Raw genomic sequence first — 18,505 nt, 5'->3', positions numbered from 1 at the left:
GGGACGTCATGAAACGCACGCATCTGAGTTCGGCGATCGGTCTGGTTCTGGGGCTGGCCTTCATCGTGCCGCTGCACGCGCAGCAGGCGAACGAGGGCGCCGGTGCCAAGCCGACGGCAGCGAAACAGGCCGAGGCCAAGCAGTTGCAGGAAGTGACGGTCAGTGCGCGGCGCCGCGACGAATCGCTGGAGAAGGTGCCGGTCGCGATCACCGCGTTCAGCGGCGAGGACATGAAGGACCTGCAGGCGAACAGCGTCGACGGCCTGCAGGGTGCGGTGCCGAACATGAACATCGTGCAGGGCCGCGGCTCGTCCTCGGCGGTGAACATCTTCATCCGCGGCATCGGCCAGCCGGATGCGCTGCAGACGTTCGACCCGGGCGTGGGCATGTACGTCGACGACGTCTACTACTCGCGCATCCAGGGCGGGCTGATCAGCCTGTTCGACGTCGAGCGCGTCGAGGTGCTGCGTGGCCCGCAGGGGACGCTGTACGGCAAGAACTCCACCGGCGGCGCGGTCAAGGTGGTGACGAAGAACCCGGGCGACAGCACCGAGGGCTCGGTCGAGGCCGGCTTCGGCAACTACGGCCGGCGCGAGGGCAAGTTCTATCTCGGCGGTCCGCTGGGCGGCGCATGGTCGGCCTCGATCGCCGGCGGGGTGACCCAGACCGACGGCTACGTCACCGATCCGTCCACCGGCCACAAGTACAACGACGAGGACACCAAGTCCGTGCGCGGCAAGCTGCGCTACCACCCGTCGGAAAACTTCGACGCGGTGCTCAGCCTCGACTACACCCGGCAGGACACCGGGTTGACCCTGGGTCAGCCGGTCTCCGTGCTGAAACGCACCGACCTGGTGTTCGGCTCGGTGCCGCTGTACACCCCCGATCCGGACCAGAAGTACGACTTCAAGACGCGCACCTCGTTCGGTCCGGGCAAGGGCCAGCAGCTCGAGCACAAGGGCGCCGCGCTGAACCTCGGCTGGAAGCTGTCCGACCAGTGGAACCTCAAGAGCATCAGCGCCTTCCGCAAGCTCGACAGCCATTCCTACATCGACATCGACGCCTCGCAGTTCGAGCTAGGCGACGTGCTGGTCGATTTCCATCAGAAGCAGGCGAGCCAGGAACTGCAGCTGCAGTACGACAACGGCAGCAACCTGCAGGCGGTGTATGGCCTGTACTGGCTGCGCGAAACCGTGCCGTCGCACCAGGAAGCTTATGCCAGCGACCTGTTCGCCCTGGCCGGCACGCCGATCACCTTCCTGCGCACCATCGACGACGACCTCACCACCACCACCTACGCCGGCTTCGCGCACATGAACTGGGAGTTCGTGCCGAGCTGGACGCTGGCCGCCGGCGTGCGCTACAGCAGCGACCACAAGGACTACGACCGCACCACCAGCACGTTCTGGGGCGCGCCGTTCAGCGCGATCAACGAGACCGTGGCGTTCAGCGCGAACAAGCGCTGGAATGCGTGGACGCCCACCGTCAGCCTGCAGAAGCAGCTCGATCCGCAGACCATGCTGTACGCCTCGGCCAGCCGCGGCTTCAAGTCCGGCGGCTTCAACGGCCGCGCCAACACCGCCGCCGAAACGAAGAGCGCCGAGTACAACCCCGAGTACGTGTGGACCTACGAGCTGGGCATGAAGTGGCGCTCGGTCGACAACAAGCTGCAGGCGAACCTGGCCGCGTTCCACAGCGACTACACCGACTTCCAGGCGCGCGTGTCGGAAGTGCAGAACCCCGGCGCGATCACCCCGACCTTCGCGTTTCCGGTGATCAACGCCGCCAAGCTTAAGATGGACGGCATCGAGTTTGAAGGTGCCGCCGTGCTGGGGCAGGGCACCCGCCTGTCGGCCCAGGTCGGCTACATGGATGCGCGCTATGCCAAGTTCGTCGACCACCGGCTCGACCCGAGTGACCCGTTGTACAACCCGGAACTGCACAAGCATGTGCCGTTCTCGCCGACCTGGACGTCGCGGGTTGCAGCCACGCAGGCCTTCAACCTGGGCGACGGCAGCGCCATCACCATCGGCGCGGACTGGTCGTACCGCAGCGAGACCTGGTTGAGCGTGGACAACTACGACGCGCTGAGCCAGAAGGCCTATTCGGTGACCGGCCTGTTCGGCATCTACGATTCCGCCGACGGCCACTGGCAGTTCCGTACCGGCGTGCGCAACCTGGGCGACAAGGTCTACAAGACCGACGGCCAGGAGTTCTCCAGCGTAGGCAACATCCGCACGGCGTATTACGGCATGCCGCGCAACTGGTACGCCAACGTGCGCTACAACTTCTGATGCACGGCTTCTGCCGGGCGAGCCTTGCCCACCCGGCGTGACGTCTGGACTGGAATGACCGAACGGAGCGGACCGATGAACACCCGATGGGTAACCCGCCTGCTGTGGCTGGCCCTGCTGGCCAGCGCCGGCAGCGCCTGCGCGAAAGATGCCGGTTCGAGCCTGCCCGGATTGAAAATCGATCCGGCGCGCACCGCCGTGGTCGGCCTCTCGTCCGGCGCATACATGGCGGCGCAGATGCAATTGGCGTATCCGGAACTGTTCCCGAATGCAGCCCTGGTTGCCGGCGGCCCTTACGGCTGCGCCGGCGGCAAGCTGGACGTGGCACTGGGCAGCTGCATGAAGGGCACGCCGGCACCGGACGTGGCGGCGCTGGTGGCCAATGCCGCGAAGCGCTCGGTGTCAGGTGAGATCGGCGCGCTGAAGGACCTGGCCCACGCCCGCGTCTACCTGCTGCACGGCAAGGACGACGCGCTGGTCGCACCGGCGGTGGCGGAGGCCGGCGCGCATTTCTACGAGCAACTGCGTGACGGCACGCCGGGCCTGAAGAACATGCAGGTACATGACGATGGCCAGCGTGCGTTCGCGCACAACCTGCCGGTGGCCGGCAGCGGCGACGATTGCGACAAGTCGGTGGCACCGTATCTCGGCCACTGCGGCTTCGACGCCGCCGGCGAGATCTTCGCGCAGATGTTCGGCAAGCCGGCGCGTGCGGCGATCCAGGCGCGCGGCGAGCTGCGCGCGTTCGACCAGGATGCGCTGCGCCCCGAGGGTACCGATGCCTTCATGGCCGACACCGGCTATGTCTACCTGCCGCCGGATTGCCTGGCCGGCAAGCCGTGCGGCGTGATGGTCGCGTTCCACGGCTGCAAGCAGAATGCCGACGCGGTGGGCAAGGCCTTCGTCGAGGGTGCCGGCTTCAACCGCTGGGCCGACGTTTATGACGTGGCGGTGCTATATCCTCAGACCCGCGCAAGTTTCGCGCCCTTGAATCCGCAAGCATGCTGGGACTGGTGGGGATATTCCGGAGCCGACTACGACAGCCGCTACGGCGTGCAGTTGCGCTGGGTGGTGAACGCGGTGCGGGCGCTAGGGGTGCCAGTAGGGCATTGATGGCTGCTTCTGCTCCTCTCCCTGCGTGCAGGGGGAGGTCGGGAGGGGGTTGTCCGAGCTTGCGCAAAGATCAAAAGCACCCCGCCGCAACCCTCCCCTGCAAGCAGGGGAGGGAGTACGGCTGCCCATGGATCCCGGCATGCTGAGCGCCAGCGTCATCGCGTTTGCCGCATTGTGCTGGCTCGCCCTGCTGTTCGGCGTGGCACTGCTCGGTGAGCGCCGCCCGCAGCTATTCGAAAAACGCTGGGCCATCGTGTATGCGCTGTCGTTGGCGATCCACTGCACCTCGTGGACGTTCTACGGTACGGTGACCCAGGCCAGCCGTTCGGGCTGGTGGCTGCCGCCGACGTTTGTCGGGGCGATCCTGATGTACCTGTTCGCGCTGAAGTTCCTCGGCCGGCTGGTGCAGCTGGTGCGCGAATACAACGCCGGGTCGCTGGCCGACCTGATCGCGGTGCGGCTGGGACGGCATTCCGGGCTGGCGGCGCTGGTCACCGCGGTGGTGGTGATCGGCATCGTGCCGTACATCGCATTGCAGCTGAAGGCGGTGGCGATGAGCTACGGCATCCTCAGCCGCGGCCAGCTGGCCGAATCCAACCCGTGGCAGGACAGCGCGCTGTACGTGGCGTTGCTGATGGCGCTGTTCGCGATGCTGTTCGGCACGCGGCGCGCGTCGACGATGGCGCACAATCGCGGGCTGGTGCTGGCGATGGCGTTCGAGTCGCTGTTCAAGCTTGGCGCGATGCTGGCGCTGGGCACGCTGCTGTTCACCGCCTTGCCGGCAGGCTTGCCCAGCTATATTCCGCCGCCGCCGGACAGCGGCGGTTTCCCGGCGTTGATCCTGCTCGGCGCGCTGGCGATGTTCACCATGCCGCACCAGTTCTACGCGGGCATCGTGGAGTGCCGCGACGACGGGCAGCTGCGCACCGCGCGCTGGCTGTTCCCGCTGTACCTGCTGCTGATCTCGCTGCCGATCCTGCCGCTGGCGCGATTGGGCGATGCGTGGCTGGGGTCGAGCGGGGTGTCGTCGGACATGTACGTGCTGGCGTTGCCGCTGGCGCGCGGCGAGCATGGCCTCGCGTTGATCGCGTTTCTCGGCGGCCTGAGCGCGGCCACCAGCATGGTGGTGATCGCCACGCTGGCGTTGAGCTTGATGGTGGTCAACCACTTCATCGCGCCGCTGCGCGTGCGCGCCGGCTGGGGGCGCGACGAGCATGGCGACCTGCGCGGTGAACTGCTTAACCATCGGCGCGTGGCGATCTTGGTGCTGATCCTGCTGGCGTGGGCGTACAGCCGCGTGCTGGCGCGCAACGAGGTGCTGGCCGATATCGGCGCGATCTCGTTCTCCGCGCTGGCCGGGCTCACGCCGGCGCTGCTGGCGGCGGTGTACCGGCCGCAGCTGGGTTCGCGCGCGGTGATGGCCGGGCTCGCCGCAGGCACCCTGGTGTGGATCTACGCGGTGCTGCCGACCTTGTTGCCGGTGGCGCCGGCATGGCTGCACGGCGGTCCGTTCGGTCTGCATTGGCTGGCACCCGATGGCCTGCTCGGGCTGGGCAACTGGAACCGGCTGGGTCGCGCCGTGGTGGTGAGCCTGCTGGTGAATATCGTGGTGATGCTGGCGGTGGCCGGTTCGCGTTTCGGCAGGGCGGCGCGCGCGGTCAGCGTGGGTGATGTCGGCTTGGTCGAGCTGCGCGCGCTGGCGATGCGCTTCCTGCCGTCGGAACGGGTCGAGCACCTGTTTGCCAGCGCACCGTCCGTGGGACCTGCCGGCAGTGCGCGGGTCGCCGAGGTCGAACACGAGCTGGCTGCGGTGATCGGCGCCGCTTCGGCGCGATTGCTGCTGGAAGTGGTGCACCGACAGGGCCGCGACGACCTGGACACGGTGGTGGCGATCGTCGGCGAGGCGGCGCAGGACCTGCGCTTCAACCAGCGCGTGCTGGAGGCGGCGCTGGAGAACATGAGCCAGGGCATCTGCGTGGTCGACGCCGAACTGCACCTGGTCGCCTGGAACACGCCGTACGCGCGTCTGTTCGACTACCCGTCCGAACTGCTGCAGGTAGGCCGCCCGGTCGCCGAGCTGACCCGCCACAACATCGACGCCGGCATGCTCGGTCCCGGCGAAGTGGACGCGCGCGTGCAACGCCGGCTGGCGCACATGCGCGCCGGCACGCGGCACCTGTCCGAGCGGCGCTTCCCCGGCGGCACCATCGTCGAGATCCGCGGCAACCCGATGCCCGGCGGCGGCTTCGTGGCCACCTTCACCGACGTCACCGCGTTCCGTCAGGCCGAGGCCGCGCTGAAGCGCGTCAACGAGACGCTGGAACTTCGCGTGGAAGAACGCACCCGCGAACTCGCCGCGGCCTCGGCCGAGGCGCAGGCCGCGAACGAGGCGAAGAGCCGCTTCCTCGCCGCGGTCACCCACGACCTGATGCAGCCGCTGCACGCGGCACAGCTGTTCGCCCATGCGCTCACCGAACGTGGCGGCGATGCTGCCACCGCACAGCATCTCAACGGCGCACTGGCCGCCACTGAAGGCCTGCTCACCGGCTTGCTCGACGTGGCCCGGCTCGAAGGCGGCCGCCTGCATCCGCAGCCGCGCGCGTTCGCGCTGGCCGAGGTGCTCGATCCGCTGGCCGCCGAATTCCGCGCCATCGCGCTCGACCGCGGCGTGCGGCTGGACGTGGTCGGCACGCGTGCCTGGGTGCATTCCGATCCGCAGCTGCTGCGCCGGGTGCTGCAGAACTTCCTGTCCAACGCTTTGCGCTACGCCGAACATGGCCGCGTGCTGCTGGGCGTGCGCCGGCGTGGCGCTCATTTGCGCGTCGAGGTGTGGGACAGCGGTCCCGGCATCGCGCCGGAAGAACAGCAGCTGATCTTCCAGGAATTCCGCCGCGGCAGCGCCGCGGGCGGGCAGGGGCTCGGGCTTGGCTTGTCCATCGCGCAGCGCATGGCCGACCTGCTGGGCCATCCGCTCGGCCTGCGCTCCCGGCTTGGCCGCGGCAGCGTATTCCACCTCGACGTGCCGGTCGCAAAAACCGTAGCGCAGTTGCAGCCGGCCGCCAGCGCGCAGCAATCATTGCCCGCCGGTCGGGCCCTGCTGCTCGACAACGAACCAGCCGCTCTCGCCGCGCTCAGCAGCCTGCTGACCGGTTGGGGCTGGCACGTGCATGCCGCGCGCAATGCCGAGCAGGCGCTTGCTGCGCCATGGCGGCCCGACCTGCACATCATTGATTTCCACCTGGACGGCGGGCACACCGGGCTGGAGGCATGGCAGCAGCTGAATATGCGGCACGTCGACGTGCCGACCGTCATGCTGACGGCTGACCGGGACGGCGAGTTGCGCCAGCGCCTGCTGGAGGCCGGGATAGGCGTGCTGTACAAGCCGCTGAAGCCGCTGGCGTTGCGGCAAATGCTGCAGCGGGTGGCGGCAGGCGCGATGCGTGCGTGATGCGTTTCAGGCGAAATCTCTTGCGGCGCGCCGATGCTTGCCTCGGACGCGGTGAATTCGCGGCTGCCGGCGATGTACTCGAAAGGGCGTTGATCCTGGTGCCGGATCACCCGGAATTGCTGCGCCGGCAAGCGGTGGCATTGCACATGCAGGGGCGCTTCCAGGAGGCCGCGGCTGTATTGCAGCAGGTTCTTCGCGCTCGCCCCGACGACGCCACGGTGTACAACAATCTTGGTAGTGCGCTCGGTGCGGCCGGCAACATGTCGGGTGCGGTAGTGGCATTGCGGCGGGCCTGTGAACTGGCGCCGCAGCGCGCCAACTACTGGTACAACCTGGCCAAGGCGCTCGAGGGCGTTGCCGACGCTGCCGAGGCTTGCACGGCGCTGACACGCTTTCTTGAGCTGGAGCCGGAAGATGCGGAGGCCCGCATCCTGCGTGCCGATTCGTTGAAGACGCTCGGTCGACTCAAGGAGGCCGAGGCAGACCTGCGCCATGTGCTGGCCCGGCATCCGGATTCCATCGAGGCGTGGACGCCATTGGTCAGTCTGAAGGCGGCGCGGCTGAGCGAACACGATCTTGCCGAGATCAGACGTGTCCATTCACTCCCGGGCATAAGGGAGGACTACCGCATCTCGCTCGGCTTCGCCTATGGCCAGGCGCTCGAGGCGAACCAGCGTTATGCCGAGGCGTTTGAGGTCCTGGTCGAGACGAATGCAGCCAAACGCAGGCACATTCAGTGGGATCCTGCCCGGACCAGCCGTTTCGTCGATGACACCATGCAGGCATTTCCGCAGCCATTGCCACATGCGCCGGATTCCAGGCGTGGCCACGAGGTAATCCTGCTGTTCGGCATGCCGCGCTCTGGCTCGACCCTGATCGAGCAGATCCTCAGTGCCCATCCTCAGGTCGAGGGATCCGGTGAGATCAGCGACCTCGGCGTTGTGCTGCATGAAGAGTCAGTGCGCCGCGGCATGGACATTCCGCAGTGGGCACCGATGGCAACGGCTGAGGATTGGGCCAGGCTCGGTAATGCCTATCTCGAGCGCACGGCACATTGGCGTCGGCAACGACCGATCTTCACCGACAAGGAGTTGGGCAAGTGGCAAGTCGTCGGTGCAGCACGCGCAATGCTGCCCGGGGCGCGCTTCATCCACTGTCGCCGCGATCCGGTGGAAACCTGTTGGAGCTGCTTCAAACATGAGTTCAAGACAGACCAGCTCTACAGCTACGATTTTCGCGAGCTGGCTGCTTACTGGCGCGACTACGATCGCCTGGTGCGTTTTTGGCAGGCGCAGTGCCCGGGGCTGATTTACGACTACGTCTACGAGGAGCTCGTCGAGCGGCCCGAGGCGGAGATGCGCCGTTTGCTCGATTTTTGCGATTTGCCGTTCGATCCAGCCTGCCTGCGCTTCCATGAGGTCGATCGCGATGTGCGTACTGCCAGTGCGGGACAGGTGCGGCAACCGCTCAACCGGAACACCGCACAGGCCGGACACTACGGTGCTCTGCTGGATCCATTGCGCTCGGCGCTCGGTTTGCCAGTCGTCGCATCCTGACGGGTCGGTTCGGCCCTCAGACGATTCGACCGGGTTCCCCCGGCTCCAGCGACTTCAGCCGCATCCCCGCCCGCCTGCGGTTCCTCACCCGCAGTTTCTCAAAGATCGCCGTGACGCGCCTTCACCGTGCGCTCCTGGATGCCCAGGCGACCGGCGATCTGCTTGTTGGGCAGGCCTTCCGCGAGCAGGGCAAGCACACGGGACTGCTGTTCGGTGAGTCAGGCGAGGCGGGCGGGGCAGGTGAAAGCCGGGCCGAGGAGGCCAGTAATTCGAAATCCAGGGAAGAGGTGTTGTTGGAGCTGCAATCCGACGCCGCCTATTGCGCGGGCATACTGGCCAGCATTTGATTGACTAGTTCGATGATTTTGTTGTGCCCGTTGATGAACTTTGCTGGGTTGGCTCCTCCTCGACCGGAGTTGTAGACCGCTCGGGCCAACTCGCTCGTACCGTTTGAGGATGTCATCCATATGTTCGCGTAGTACATATACAACGCGAGGTCCCAAGTCCAGTTCGCGACATACAGGACCATCGCGTCGCATCCCTGCGCTTGTTGCATTTGCCAAGTCGGGTACCAAGCGTTGAACTTCTCTTCATAGACTCCGGGTATGACCCGGGGAGTCAGACCGTGGTTTTTGAAGCCTTCGTCAAGTGCGTCCAGCACGCCTTCTTTTACGGCTGTGTTGTTGACGATGCAGACTTGTTGTGGCCTGTAGGTAATTGGCTTGACCTCTTGCTTGATAGAACACCCTGTGAGGAATACGCAGGGAACTACCGCCCCGAAAACGGCCAGTTTCCGGATGGAATCTTTCATGCTCATATCACTCCCCCTGTTGCGCTCTGGACGAACGCCGCGCCATCGAAATACCGCTTGATGGGCGTGGCGGCACTCTCCTGCTGCTACCGCCAGGCAGGTTACACCTGAACATCAGGTATTTGAAAGGGCAACATAGGTTTGGTGCGCAGCTATCAAGTGCGCCGCCATGCCCCGAGCAAAAAAATCCATCCACAAGCCCGAGTTTGTCTGGGTGCTGGAGCTGTTGAAGGAAGTCCGATCCCGGGCAGGACTGACTCAGGCGGAGCTGGGGCGAAGCCTGGGGCGTCCTCAGACTTACGTGTCGGACTGCGAACTCGGGGTTCGTCGTCTCGATATTCTGCAGGTACACGAATGGTGCCAAGCCTGCGGCACAAGCTTGTCGGCGTTCGCTCGTCGATTGGACAAGCGCCTCGCCGAGGCACTGCCGGGATCGATGCAGGTTCCATCGTATCAAGATCGGTAACGAGCAGACTTGGAAAGCCCGAAACAGTTGGGTGGCGTTGCTTACCCAGCCAGGCCCGGCTCTCCTAGTTCCAACGACCGCAACAGCATGCCCGCCTGTGTGCGGTTCCGCACCCGCAGTTTCTCGAAGATCGCCGTGACGTGCGCCTTCACCGTGCGCTCCTGGATGCCCAGGCGATCGGCGATCTGCTTGTTGAGCAGGCCTTCCGCGAGCAGGGCCAGCACGCGGGACTGCTGTTCGGTGAGGCGGGCGAGGCGGCTGGCGAGGTCGGTGTCGGCGGGGTCGACCGGCAGGGCGGCGACGGCATCGGCGAGATCGGGCGGCAGCCAGCTGCCACAGTCGAGCACGCTGCGGATCGCCGCACCGATCTCGGCAGGGCTGGCGCTCTTGGGGATGAAGCCGGCGGCGCCGTGGTCGAGTACGCGGCGCACGATGCGCGGTTCGTCGTGGGCCGACACCACCAGCACGGCCACGCCGGGATGCTGGCCGCGCAACGCGGCGAGGCCGGACAGGCCTTGGCTGCCGGGCATGTGCAGGTCGAGCAGGACCAGGTCGGTATCCGGCTCGGCGGCCAGCGCGTCGAGTACGCCGGGCAGGTCGGCCGCTTCGCGCACGCTGCAATCGTCGAGGTTTTCGCTGGCGGCCAGGCGCAGCGCGGCGCGGAACAGCGGGTGGTCGTCGGCGATCAGCAGGTTGGTCATGTTGCCGAAGTTAGCGGGCTGCCGCGGCCGCGTCGAGTTCGGCGCATGGACTTTCGTACGATGGCGGCCGGCGATGCGCTTGTTATGGTGAGCCGATGAAGAGACCCGCCTGCATTTCGAGCCTGCTGTTCTTGTCCGCGCTGGTATCCGTCATGCTGTCGGCCTGTGCCGGCAACATGACGAGGAAGGACTCCGCCATGCGTGAGGTCGATTACGGAGAAGTGCAGGTGACCGAGCATCGCGGTCACGATGATCTGTTGAGCGCGGGCCTGGGCCTGGTGGGTCTGGCCGGTTTGCCGTCGCCGTTCGCCCATCCGCTGGATCCCGGTGCGCAGGAGCTGCGCCGGCGCGCGATCCAGACCAGTTGGAAAGGCATCGCCGACCTCGGCCCGTTCGGCGGCTACGGCACGGTGTACGGCGGCGTGCCGGACGTGCCGGGCCGCGAGTACCAGGCATTCGCGCGCATTCCCGGCGCCCGTTCGCCGCATCGCGTGCTGTTGCAGCTGCCGGACAACTTCGACAGGCAGAAACGCTGCCTGGTGGTGACGGCCTCGTCCGGCTCGCGCGGCATCTACGGCGCGATCGCGCTGGCCGGCGCGTGGGGCTTGCCGCATGGCTGCGCGGTGGCGTACACCGACAAGGGCACCGGCGCCGGCTATTTCGACTACGCCGACGACAGCGGCGTGGCGCTGGACGGCCGCCGCGCGAAACGCGGCGACGCCACGCTGGAGTTCCAGCCATCATCGGCACCAGCGACGGCGGGCATCGCCATCAAGCACGCGCATTCGGGCGACAACCCGGAGGCCGACTGGGGTCGGCACGTGATCCAGGCGGCGCAGTTCGGACTGGCCATGCTCGACCGCGCGTTCCCCGCCGAGGCGCCGTTCACGCCGCAGAACACGAAGATCATCGCTGCCGGCATCTCCAATGGCGGCGGCGCCGTGCTGCAGGCGGCGGGGCTGGATCAGGAACACTTCTTCGCCGGCGTGGTGGCGCTGGAACCGAATGTGCACGTGCAGGATCGCGGCCGCGCACTGTACGACTACGCCACCGAGGCGGCGATCTGGCTGCCGTGCGCGCTGAGCGCCGATTATTTCGCTGCGGCGCCGTTGGCGCGCGGGCCGCGCGGCGTGCCGTTGCCGGCGTGGCCGATCCGCTGCGCCAGCTTGCGCGCGCAGGGCAAGCTCGGCGGCAACACCGTGTCCGTGCAGGCGGAGCAGGCGCGGCAATACCTGCACGCGCGAGGCTGGACCGACGAGGCGATGGGCACGGCCGCCAGCACGGCCGCGTTCGACCTGTGGCGGGTGATCGCCGCGGGCTACGCCTCGGCCTACCTGCGTCGCGGCGCCACCGACATGCCATGCGGCTTTCACTACGCGGCGATCGGCGTGGGCGGGTTGCCGGGCGTGGCCGATCCTGTCGCACGTGCGACCTGGTGGGCGGATGGTTCGGGCATTCCGCCCGGCAACGGCATCGGCCTGTTCGGCGGCGTGAATGTTTCGACCGACCCCACCCTGATCGGCAGCGAATGCCTGCGCGCACTGTGGACCGGCGACGACCACGAAGCGCAAGCCTTGCGCGCTTCGGTGGCCGCCACCGCGGCGCGGCTGCCGCGCAGGGACCTGCCGCTGTGGGTGTTGCACGGCGCCGGCGACGGCTTGCTGCCTACCGCGTTCAGTTCTGAGCCGTACGTGGCCTGGCTGCGCGACGAAGGGCGCCGGCCGATCTACTGGAAGGTGCCGCATGCGCAGCACTTCGATGCGTTCCTGGCGCTGCCCGGTTTCGGCGAGCACTACGTGCCGCTGCTGCCGTACGGCTATGCGGCGCTGGACCGGTTGTGGGCGCACCTGTACGAAGGCGCGGCGTGGCCGGTCGATGCACCGACGCCTGCGGCCACGCCGCGTGGTGCAGGGCCGCTGGAACGCGCCACGCTGGGCCTGCCCTAGAATCCGCCTCACCGTTCGCCCTGAGCGTAGGCCCGACGGGCCGAAGTCGAAGGGCTGCCCTTCGACTTCGCTGCGCCACGCTCGGGGCGAACGGTGGTTGAGACGCGGCTCGGCACGAAAACCACGGTCGCTGTTTCATCAGGCTCGCTGGGTTATTCTTGACGGCCCTCGTGCCCGTGTCGTGGCGCGGAGCAGCTTTCAAACCCAAGGATTTGCGATGACCATCAACGTCACCTTCACCACCAACCGCGGCCCGATCCACCTGCGCCTGCATGAAGACAAGGCGCCGGTCACGGTCGCCAGCTTCGTCAACCTGGCCCGCCGCGGCTATTACGACGGCCTGTCGTTCCATCGCGTGATCGCCGACTTCATGATCCAGGGCGGTTGCCCCGAGGGCAGCGGCCGCGGCGGCCCGGGCTACAAGTTCGAGGACGAGTTCAATCCGTCGCTGCGTCACGACAAGCCGGGCGTGCTGTCGATGGCGAACGCGGGCCCGCGCACGAATGGCAGCCAGTTCTTCATCACTCACGGTCCCACGCCGTGGCTGGACGGCAAGCACAGCGTGTTCGGCGAAGTGGTCGGTGCGGCCGACATGGACGTGGTCAACACGATCCGGCAGGGCGACACGATCGAGAAGGTCAGCGTGGACGGCGACGTCGATGCGCTGCTGGCGGCGCAGGCCGACCGCGTGGCGGAATGGAACGCGGTGCTCGACCAGCGCGGCTGAACCGGGCGCCATCGGACGACAGGAACCGCCGGCCGGCAGCCGGCGGTTTTTTTTTGTGGCATTTCCCGGCTGGTCTTCACGAAGCGTTGTCATGGCGAATTTCGAGGCGGCTTATGATCGGCGGGCTGCACATCCGATTCATCACTCTCCAGGGAGAACGACGATGTCATTCCTCAACGATTTGCTCGGTGGCCAGGGACAACAGGGAGCGCAGGCCGGCGCCGGTTCGCTGATCGCCGTCGCGGGGCAGCTGATCGAGAAGGCGGGCGGCGTGCAGGGCCTGGTCGGCATGCTGCAGCAGCATGGGCTGGGCGGCGCGGTGCAGTCGTGGGTCGGCACGGGCGCGAACCAGCCGGTGTCGGGCGACCAGTTGGGCCAGGCGCTGCAGAACGGCGGCTTGGGTACGCTGGTGCAGGAAGCCGCAGGCAAGCTGGGCATGGATCCGAATGTCCTGCTGGGCGGCTTGTCGCAGGTGTTGCCGCAGGCGGTCGACCACATGACGCCGGACGGCCGGGTGCCGGGCCAGGCGCAGGGCGGCGGTAGCGGCTTCGACCTGGGCATGCTCGAAGGGCTGGCCGGCAAGCTGCTCGGCTGAAGATCGTCCCGGTGGAGCAGGGCTCCACCGGGACGGCGGTCAGGCCGACTTGCGCTTGACCAGGTGATACAACAGCAGCAGCACGACCGCGCCGATCACCGAGGCGACGAAGCCGGCGGACTGTCCTTCCTGGTACCAGCCGAACACGTTCTGGCCGACCCAGGTCGCCAGCAGCGAACCGGCGATGCCGATGATGGCGGTGATGATGAAGCCGCCCGGGTCCTTGCCCGGCATCAGCAGCTTGGCCACCAGGCCGACAACCAGTCCGATCACGAATACCCAAAGCCAGTGCATGCGGATCTCCTTCGCAGGTGAGGTCTCACGGTACCCGTCGCGCGGGCGCGCCCATCATGCCCGTATCGTGTCGCTGTGGCGTGTAGGGCCGGCAGCCTGCGCCGGGCCCGGGCGGCGTGATAAAATGGACGCCTTTGCTTCCTCCCCCTGCGTGAGATACCCATGCCCCAGCTCGCCCAGCGTGTCGGCCGCGCCAAACCCAGCGCGATCATGGTGATTGCCGAGAAGGCGAAGCAGCTCAAGGCTGCCGGCCGCGACATCATCAGCTTCTCCATCGGCGTACCGAACTTCCTGCCCGGCGAGCATGTGTATGCCGCCGCGCGCGAGTCGCTGTCGCACGACTCCGGCCAGTACGGCAGCAACCGGGGCGCCGACGTGTTGCTGGATGCGTTCCTCAAGCACATCGAGGCGCTGGGCTTTTCCGGCTACGGCCGGATGAACCTGTCGATCGGCATCGGCGCCAAGCACGTGCTGTACAACCTGGCCGAGGCACTGCTGGACGAGGGGGACGAGATCTGTTTCGCCGCGCCGTACTGGACCACCTACCGCGACATCGCCGACATCATGGGCGCGAAGGTCAACGTGATGCATTGCGGGCCGGAGCAGAACTACAAGCTCACCCCGACCCAGCTCGACGCGGCGCTGGCGCGCAAGCCGCGGGTGTTCCTGTTCAACAACCCGTCCAATCCCACCGGCATGGTCTACAGCGCCGGGGAGATCGCCGCGCTGGCCGACGTGCTGGTGAAGCATCCGGATACCTGGGTGATCACCGACGACATCTACAACTCGATGGTGTTCGACGGCATCGGCTATCACAACTTCGTGTTCGCCAGGCCCGAGTTGCGCGACCGGGTGATCTTCGTCGACTCGGTGTCCAAGACCTATGGCATGCCGGGCTGGCGCGTGGGCCTGATCGCCGGCCCCGAGGCGGTGGCCAAGGCGGTGACCACGCTCAACTCCAACCACATCAGCAGCCTGCCGGAAGTGATCACCGCGGCGGCGGTGGCGGCATTCAGCGGTCCGCAGGACGTCCCGCGCGCCAGGTGCGCGGAGTTCGCCGGCAAGCGCGACATCGTGGTCGCCGCGCTCGGCGCGATTCCCGGCGTGGCCTGTCCGCGGCCGCAGGGCGCGTTCTATGCATTCCCCGATATTTCCGTGGCGTTCGGCAAGAGCCATCACGGCGCGAAGATCAACAACGACGTGGAGTTCTGCGCTGCGCTGCTGGAGGCCAAGGGCGTGGCCTGCGTGCCCGGTTCCGCGTTCGGCGAGCCGCGCGCGATGCGCATTTCCTACACTTGCCCGACCGCACAATTGCAGCCGGGCCTGCAACGCATCCAGCAGTTCTTCGCTGAACTGACTTGAAAAACGTGGATCGGGAGCCGGGCATGGGCGATCGCCCCGTGCGGCTCTTCCGATTCCCCATTCCCGATTCCCCATTCACGGAGATCAAATGATGAAAGCCCCCGTTCGAGTTGCCGTCACCGGCGCCGCCGGCCAGATCGGTTATGCCTTGCTGTTCCGCATTGCCGCCGGCGACATGCTGGGTCCGGATCAGCCGGTGATCCTGCACCTGCTGGAAATCACCCCGGCGCTGCCGGCGCTGCAGGGCGTGGTGATGGAACTGAACGACTGCGCGTTTCCGACCCTGGCCGGCGTGGTCGCCACCGACGACGCGAACGTCGCGTTCAAGGACGTCGACTACGCACTGCTGGTCGGTGCCCGCCCGCGCGGGCCCGGCATGGAGCGCAAGGATCTGCTGGAGGCGAACGGCGCGATCTTCGGCCCGCAGGGCAAGGCGCTGAACGCGCATGCCAAGCGCGACGTGAAGGTGCTGGTGGTCGGCAACCCAGCCAACACCAATGCCCTGATCGCCCAGCAGAATGCGCCGGACCTGGATCCGAAGTGCTTCACCGCGATGGTCCGCCTCGACCACAACCGCGCGCTGTCGCAGCTGGCCGAGAAGACCGGCAGCCACACCACCGACATCCGCAGGATGACGATCTGGGGCAACCACAGCTCGACCCAGTACCCGGACATCCATCACGCCACCGTCAACGGCAAGGCGGCGATGTCGCTGGTCGACCAGGCCTGGTACGAGAACGACTTCATCCCGACCGTGCAGCAGCGCGGCGCGGCGATCATCAAGGCGCGCGGCGCCTCGTCGGCGGCCTCGGCGGCCTCGGCCGCCATCGACCACATGCGCTACTGGGCACAGGGCACCGCCGAGGGCGACTGGGTCTCGATGGGCATCCCGTCCGACGGCTCGTATGGCATCAAGCCGGGCGTGATCTACGGCTACCCGGTGACCGTGAAGAACGGCAAGTACGAGATCGTGCAGGGCCTGGCGATCAACGACTTCTCGCGCGCCCGCATGGACGCCACCGACAAGGAACTGCGCGAAGAGCGCGCCGGCGTCGAGCACCTGTTCGCCAAGTGATGCCAGGATGGCGTCATCCCGGGCAGTGCAGGGATGCACGTTGATACGGGATCCAGTGACTCGAAACAGGCCGGCCTTGCCGGCCTGTTTTCATTCGCGCATACGCCGAAAGTCGAGTGCCGCGCCGCATCGTGTCTGGTCTAGGCTTGACCCGTCCCCAAGCCTGATGGAATGCGCATGCAGTACGAGGAATTCTACCGGCGGTCGATCGACGAGCCGGAGCGGTTCTGGGCCGAGCAGGCGCGGCTGATCCACTGGCATACGCCGCCGCAGCAGATTCTCGAGCAGTCGAATCCGCCGTTCCGGCGCTGGTTCGTCGGCGGCACCACCAACCTCTGCTACAACGCGGTCGACCGCCACCTGGCCGAGCGCGCCGGGCAGCTGGCGCTGGTGGCGGTTTCCAGCGAGACCGGCACTACCCGTGAGTTCACCTACCGTCAGCTGCACCGCGAGGTGAACGCGTTCGCCGCCGTGTTGCAGTCGCTGGGTGTGGGCAAGGGCGACCGCGTGGTGATCTACCTGCCGAACATCGCCGAGGCGGTGTTCGCCATGCTGGCCTGCGCGCGCATCGGTGCGATCCATTCGGTGGTGTTCGGCGGCTTCGCCTCGCACAACCTGGCGCTGCGCATCGACGATGCGCAGCCGAAGCTGCTGGTCTGCGCCGACGCCGGCATGCGCGGCGGCAACGTGATCCCGTACAAGCCGCTGGTCGACGCGGCGCTGGACGAGGCCTCGGCACCGCCGCCGCACGTGTTGATCGTCGACCGCAAGCTGGATCCGCAGATGACCCGCGTGGCCGGACGCGACCTCGACTACGCCGAATTGCGCATGCAGCATGAGGGCGCCGAGGTGCCGGTGACCTGGCTGGAGTCGAATGAGCCGAGCTATCTGCTGTACACCTCCGGCACCACCGGCAAGCCGAAGGGCGTGCAGCGCGACGTGGGCGGTTACGCGGTGGCGATGGCGCTGTCGATCCGCTACGTGTTCGACATCGCACCGGGGCAGGTGATGTTCGCCACCTCGGACGTGGGCTGGGCGGTGGGGCATTCCTACAACGTCTACGGCCCGCTGATAGGCGGAGCCACTTCCTTGCTGTACGAAGGGTTGCCGACGCGGCCGGATGCGGGCGTCTGGTGGCGGCTGTGCGAGCAGTACGGCGTGCGCGCGATGTTCTCCTCGCCCACGGCGATCCGCGTGCTGAAGAAGCAGGACGAGAGCTGGCTGAAGAAGTACGACCTGTCGAAACTGAAATGGCTGTTCCTCGCCGGCGAGCCGCTGGACGAGCCGACCGCGCAATGGATCACCGATGCGCTCGGCGTGCCGGCGATCGACAACTACTGGCAGACCGAGACCGGCTGGCCGGCGATCACCCTGATGCCGGGGCTGGAATTGAAGACGGTGAAGTTCGGTTCGCCCGGCCTGCCCGCGCCGGGCTACCGGATGAAGGTGATCGACGAGAACAGCGGCAAGGAAGTCGCGGCCGGGACCAAGGGCGTGCTGGTATTCCAGCCGCCGTTGCCGCCGGGCTGCCTGACCACCGTGTGGCGCGACGACGACCGCTACGTGCACAGCTACTTCAGCCACTTCAAGGAGCTGTTGTACAGCTCGCTGGACTGGGCGGTTCGCGACGAGGATGGCTATACGTTCGTGCTTGGGCGCACGGACGACGTGATCAACGTGGCCGGTCACCGCCTGGGCACGCGCGAGATCGAGGAGTCGGTGGCCAGCCACCCGGCGGTGGCCGAGGCGGCGGTGATCGGCGTGAAGGACGAGCTGAAGGGGCAGGTGCCGATCGTGTTCGCCACGCTGAAGCAGGATGCCGGTGACGGCGCCAGCGCTGGCGCGGTGGCGCGGGCGATGCAGCAGCGCGTGGTCGACCAGCTCGGCGGCGTGGCGAAACCCTCGCGCATCTACGTGGTGAATGCCTTGCCGAAGACCCGTTCCGGCAAGCTGCTGCGTCGCTCGCTGCAGGCGCTGGCGGAGCAGCGCGATCCGGGGGACTTGTCCACGCTGGACGATCCGGGCGCGCTGGACGATATCCGTCGTGCGCTGGAGCGCGGGCCGGATCAAGGGAGCTGAGTTATCAGCTGGTGGCCCTTCGACTTCGCTTCGCTACG

At 67.0% G+C, this 18,505-nt stretch carries 15 protein-coding genes; 11 read left to right on the top strand and 4 right to left on the bottom strand.

All coding sequences use genetic code 11. The features are described from left to right. Positions 1-8 precede the first annotated feature (8 nt). The 4 genes from KK131_RS01085 (at position 9) to KK131_RS01070 (ending at position 8,411) form a co-directional block, all read left to right on the top strand. Positions 9-2,294, top strand: a complete 2,286-nt coding sequence (locus KK131_RS01085; protein WP_214554645.1) for a TonB-dependent receptor — start codon at positions 9-11, stop codon at positions 2,292-2,294. 75 nt (positions 2,295-2,369) lie between these two features. Further along, positions 2,370-3,407, top strand: a complete 1,038-nt coding sequence (locus KK131_RS01080; protein WP_214554643.1) for a PHB depolymerase family esterase — start codon at positions 2,370-2,372, stop codon at positions 3,405-3,407. A gap of 139 nt (positions 3,408-3,546) precedes the next feature. Further along, the gene (locus tag KK131_RS01075) at positions 3,547-6,855 is read left to right on the top strand and encodes a PAS-domain containing protein (protein WP_214554640.1); all 3,309 of its coding nucleotides are present in this window, start codon (positions 3,547-3,549) and stop codon (positions 6,853-6,855) included. Continuing rightward, the gene (locus KK131_RS01070) at positions 6,855-8,411 is read left to right on the top strand and encodes a tetratricopeptide repeat-containing sulfotransferase family protein (protein WP_250887203.1); all 1,557 of its coding nucleotides are present in this window, start codon (positions 6,855-6,857) and stop codon (positions 8,409-8,411) included. Before KK131_RS01075 ends, KK131_RS01070 begins: the two co-directional genes overlap by 1 nt. A gap of 98 nt (positions 8,412-8,509) precedes the next feature. On the opposite strand, the gene KK131_RS17590 is transcribed toward KK131_RS01070, so the two are convergent. Together KK131_RS17590 and KK131_RS01060 are read right to left on the bottom strand one after the other, a co-directional pair. Continuing rightward, on the bottom strand, positions 8,510-8,608 hold the full coding sequence (locus KK131_RS17590; protein WP_345777233.1) for a LuxR C-terminal-related transcriptional regulator: 99 nt from the start codon (positions 8,606-8,608) through the stop codon (positions 8,510-8,512). A gap of 119 nt (positions 8,609-8,727) precedes the next feature. Next, positions 8,728-9,222, bottom strand: a complete 495-nt coding sequence (locus tag KK131_RS01060; protein WP_214554638.1) for an Sbal_3080 family lipoprotein — start codon at positions 9,220-9,222, stop codon at positions 8,728-8,730. A 169-nt stretch (positions 9,223-9,391) separates the two neighbouring features. On the opposite strand from KK131_RS01060, the gene KK131_RS01055 reads away from it, so the two are divergent. Then, entirely contained in the window at positions 9,392-9,688 is a 297-nt protein-coding gene (locus KK131_RS01055; protein ID WP_214554637.1) for a helix-turn-helix transcriptional regulator, read from the top strand. 41 nt (positions 9,689-9,729) lie between these two features. On the opposite strand, the gene KK131_RS01050 is transcribed toward KK131_RS01055, so the two are convergent. Next, the gene (locus KK131_RS01050) at positions 9,730-10,389 is read right to left on the bottom strand and encodes a response regulator transcription factor (protein ID WP_214554636.1); all 660 of its coding nucleotides are present in this window, start codon (positions 10,387-10,389) and stop codon (positions 9,730-9,732) included. Positions 10,390-10,541: 152 nt separating this feature from the next. Here KK131_RS01050 and KK131_RS01045 point away from each other — a divergent pair, with 152 nt between their 5' ends. The 3 genes from KK131_RS01045 to KK131_RS01035 all read left to right on the top strand — a co-directional run bounded on the left by KK131_RS01045 (position 10,542) and on the right by KK131_RS01035 (position 13,657). Next, entirely contained in the window at positions 10,542-12,335 is a 1,794-nt protein-coding gene (locus KK131_RS01045; RefSeq protein WP_214556614.1) for a 3-hydroxybutyrate oligomer hydrolase family protein, read from the top strand. 217 nt (positions 12,336-12,552) lie between these two features. Continuing rightward, positions 12,553-13,062 (top strand): peptidylprolyl isomerase, encoded by a 510-nt coding sequence (locus KK131_RS01040; RefSeq protein ID WP_214554635.1) that lies wholly within the window; start codon positions 12,553-12,555, stop codon positions 13,060-13,062. Between the two features lie 163 nt (positions 13,063-13,225). Further along, positions 13,226-13,657 (top strand): YidB family protein, encoded by a 432-nt coding sequence (locus KK131_RS01035; protein ID WP_214554633.1) that lies wholly within the window; start codon positions 13,226-13,228, stop codon positions 13,655-13,657. 39 nt (positions 13,658-13,696) lie between these two features. Here the strand turns inward: KK131_RS01035 and KK131_RS01030 are convergent, their stop codons facing one another. Continuing rightward, positions 13,697-13,951, bottom strand: coding sequence for a GlsB/YeaQ/YmgE family stress response membrane protein (locus tag KK131_RS01030; protein ID WP_214554631.1), 255 nt, complete (start codon positions 13,949-13,951; stop codon positions 13,697-13,699). A 162-nt stretch (positions 13,952-14,113) separates the two neighbouring features. On the opposite strand from KK131_RS01030, the gene KK131_RS01025 reads away from it, so the two are divergent. The 3 genes from KK131_RS01025 (at position 14,114) to prpE (ending at position 18,467) form a co-directional block, all read left to right on the top strand. After that, positions 14,114-15,313: a pyridoxal phosphate-dependent aminotransferase gene (locus KK131_RS01025; protein WP_214554630.1), complete on the top strand. Its 1,200-nt coding sequence runs from the start codon at positions 14,114-14,116 to the stop codon at positions 15,311-15,313. Between the two features lie 91 nt (positions 15,314-15,404). Then, entirely contained in the window at positions 15,405-16,388 is a 984-nt protein-coding gene (locus KK131_RS01020) for a malate dehydrogenase (protein WP_214556613.1), read from the top strand. A gap of 177 nt (positions 16,389-16,565) precedes the next feature. After that, positions 16,566-18,467: a propionate--CoA ligase gene (gene prpE / locus KK131_RS01015; RefSeq protein ID WP_214554628.1), complete on the top strand. Its 1,902-nt coding sequence runs from the start codon at positions 16,566-16,568 to the stop codon at positions 18,465-18,467. Positions 18,468-18,505: the final 38 nt, after the last annotated feature.

It is taken from the genome of Rhodanobacter sp. LX-99, from assembly GCF_018599185.1.
Taxonomy (GTDB): Bacteria; Pseudomonadota; Gammaproteobacteria; order Xanthomonadales; family Rhodanobacteraceae; genus Rhodanobacter.
The sequence above is the reverse complement of the archived record's forward strand: the minus strand, read 5'-3'. Positions and strand labels throughout refer to the sequence as shown.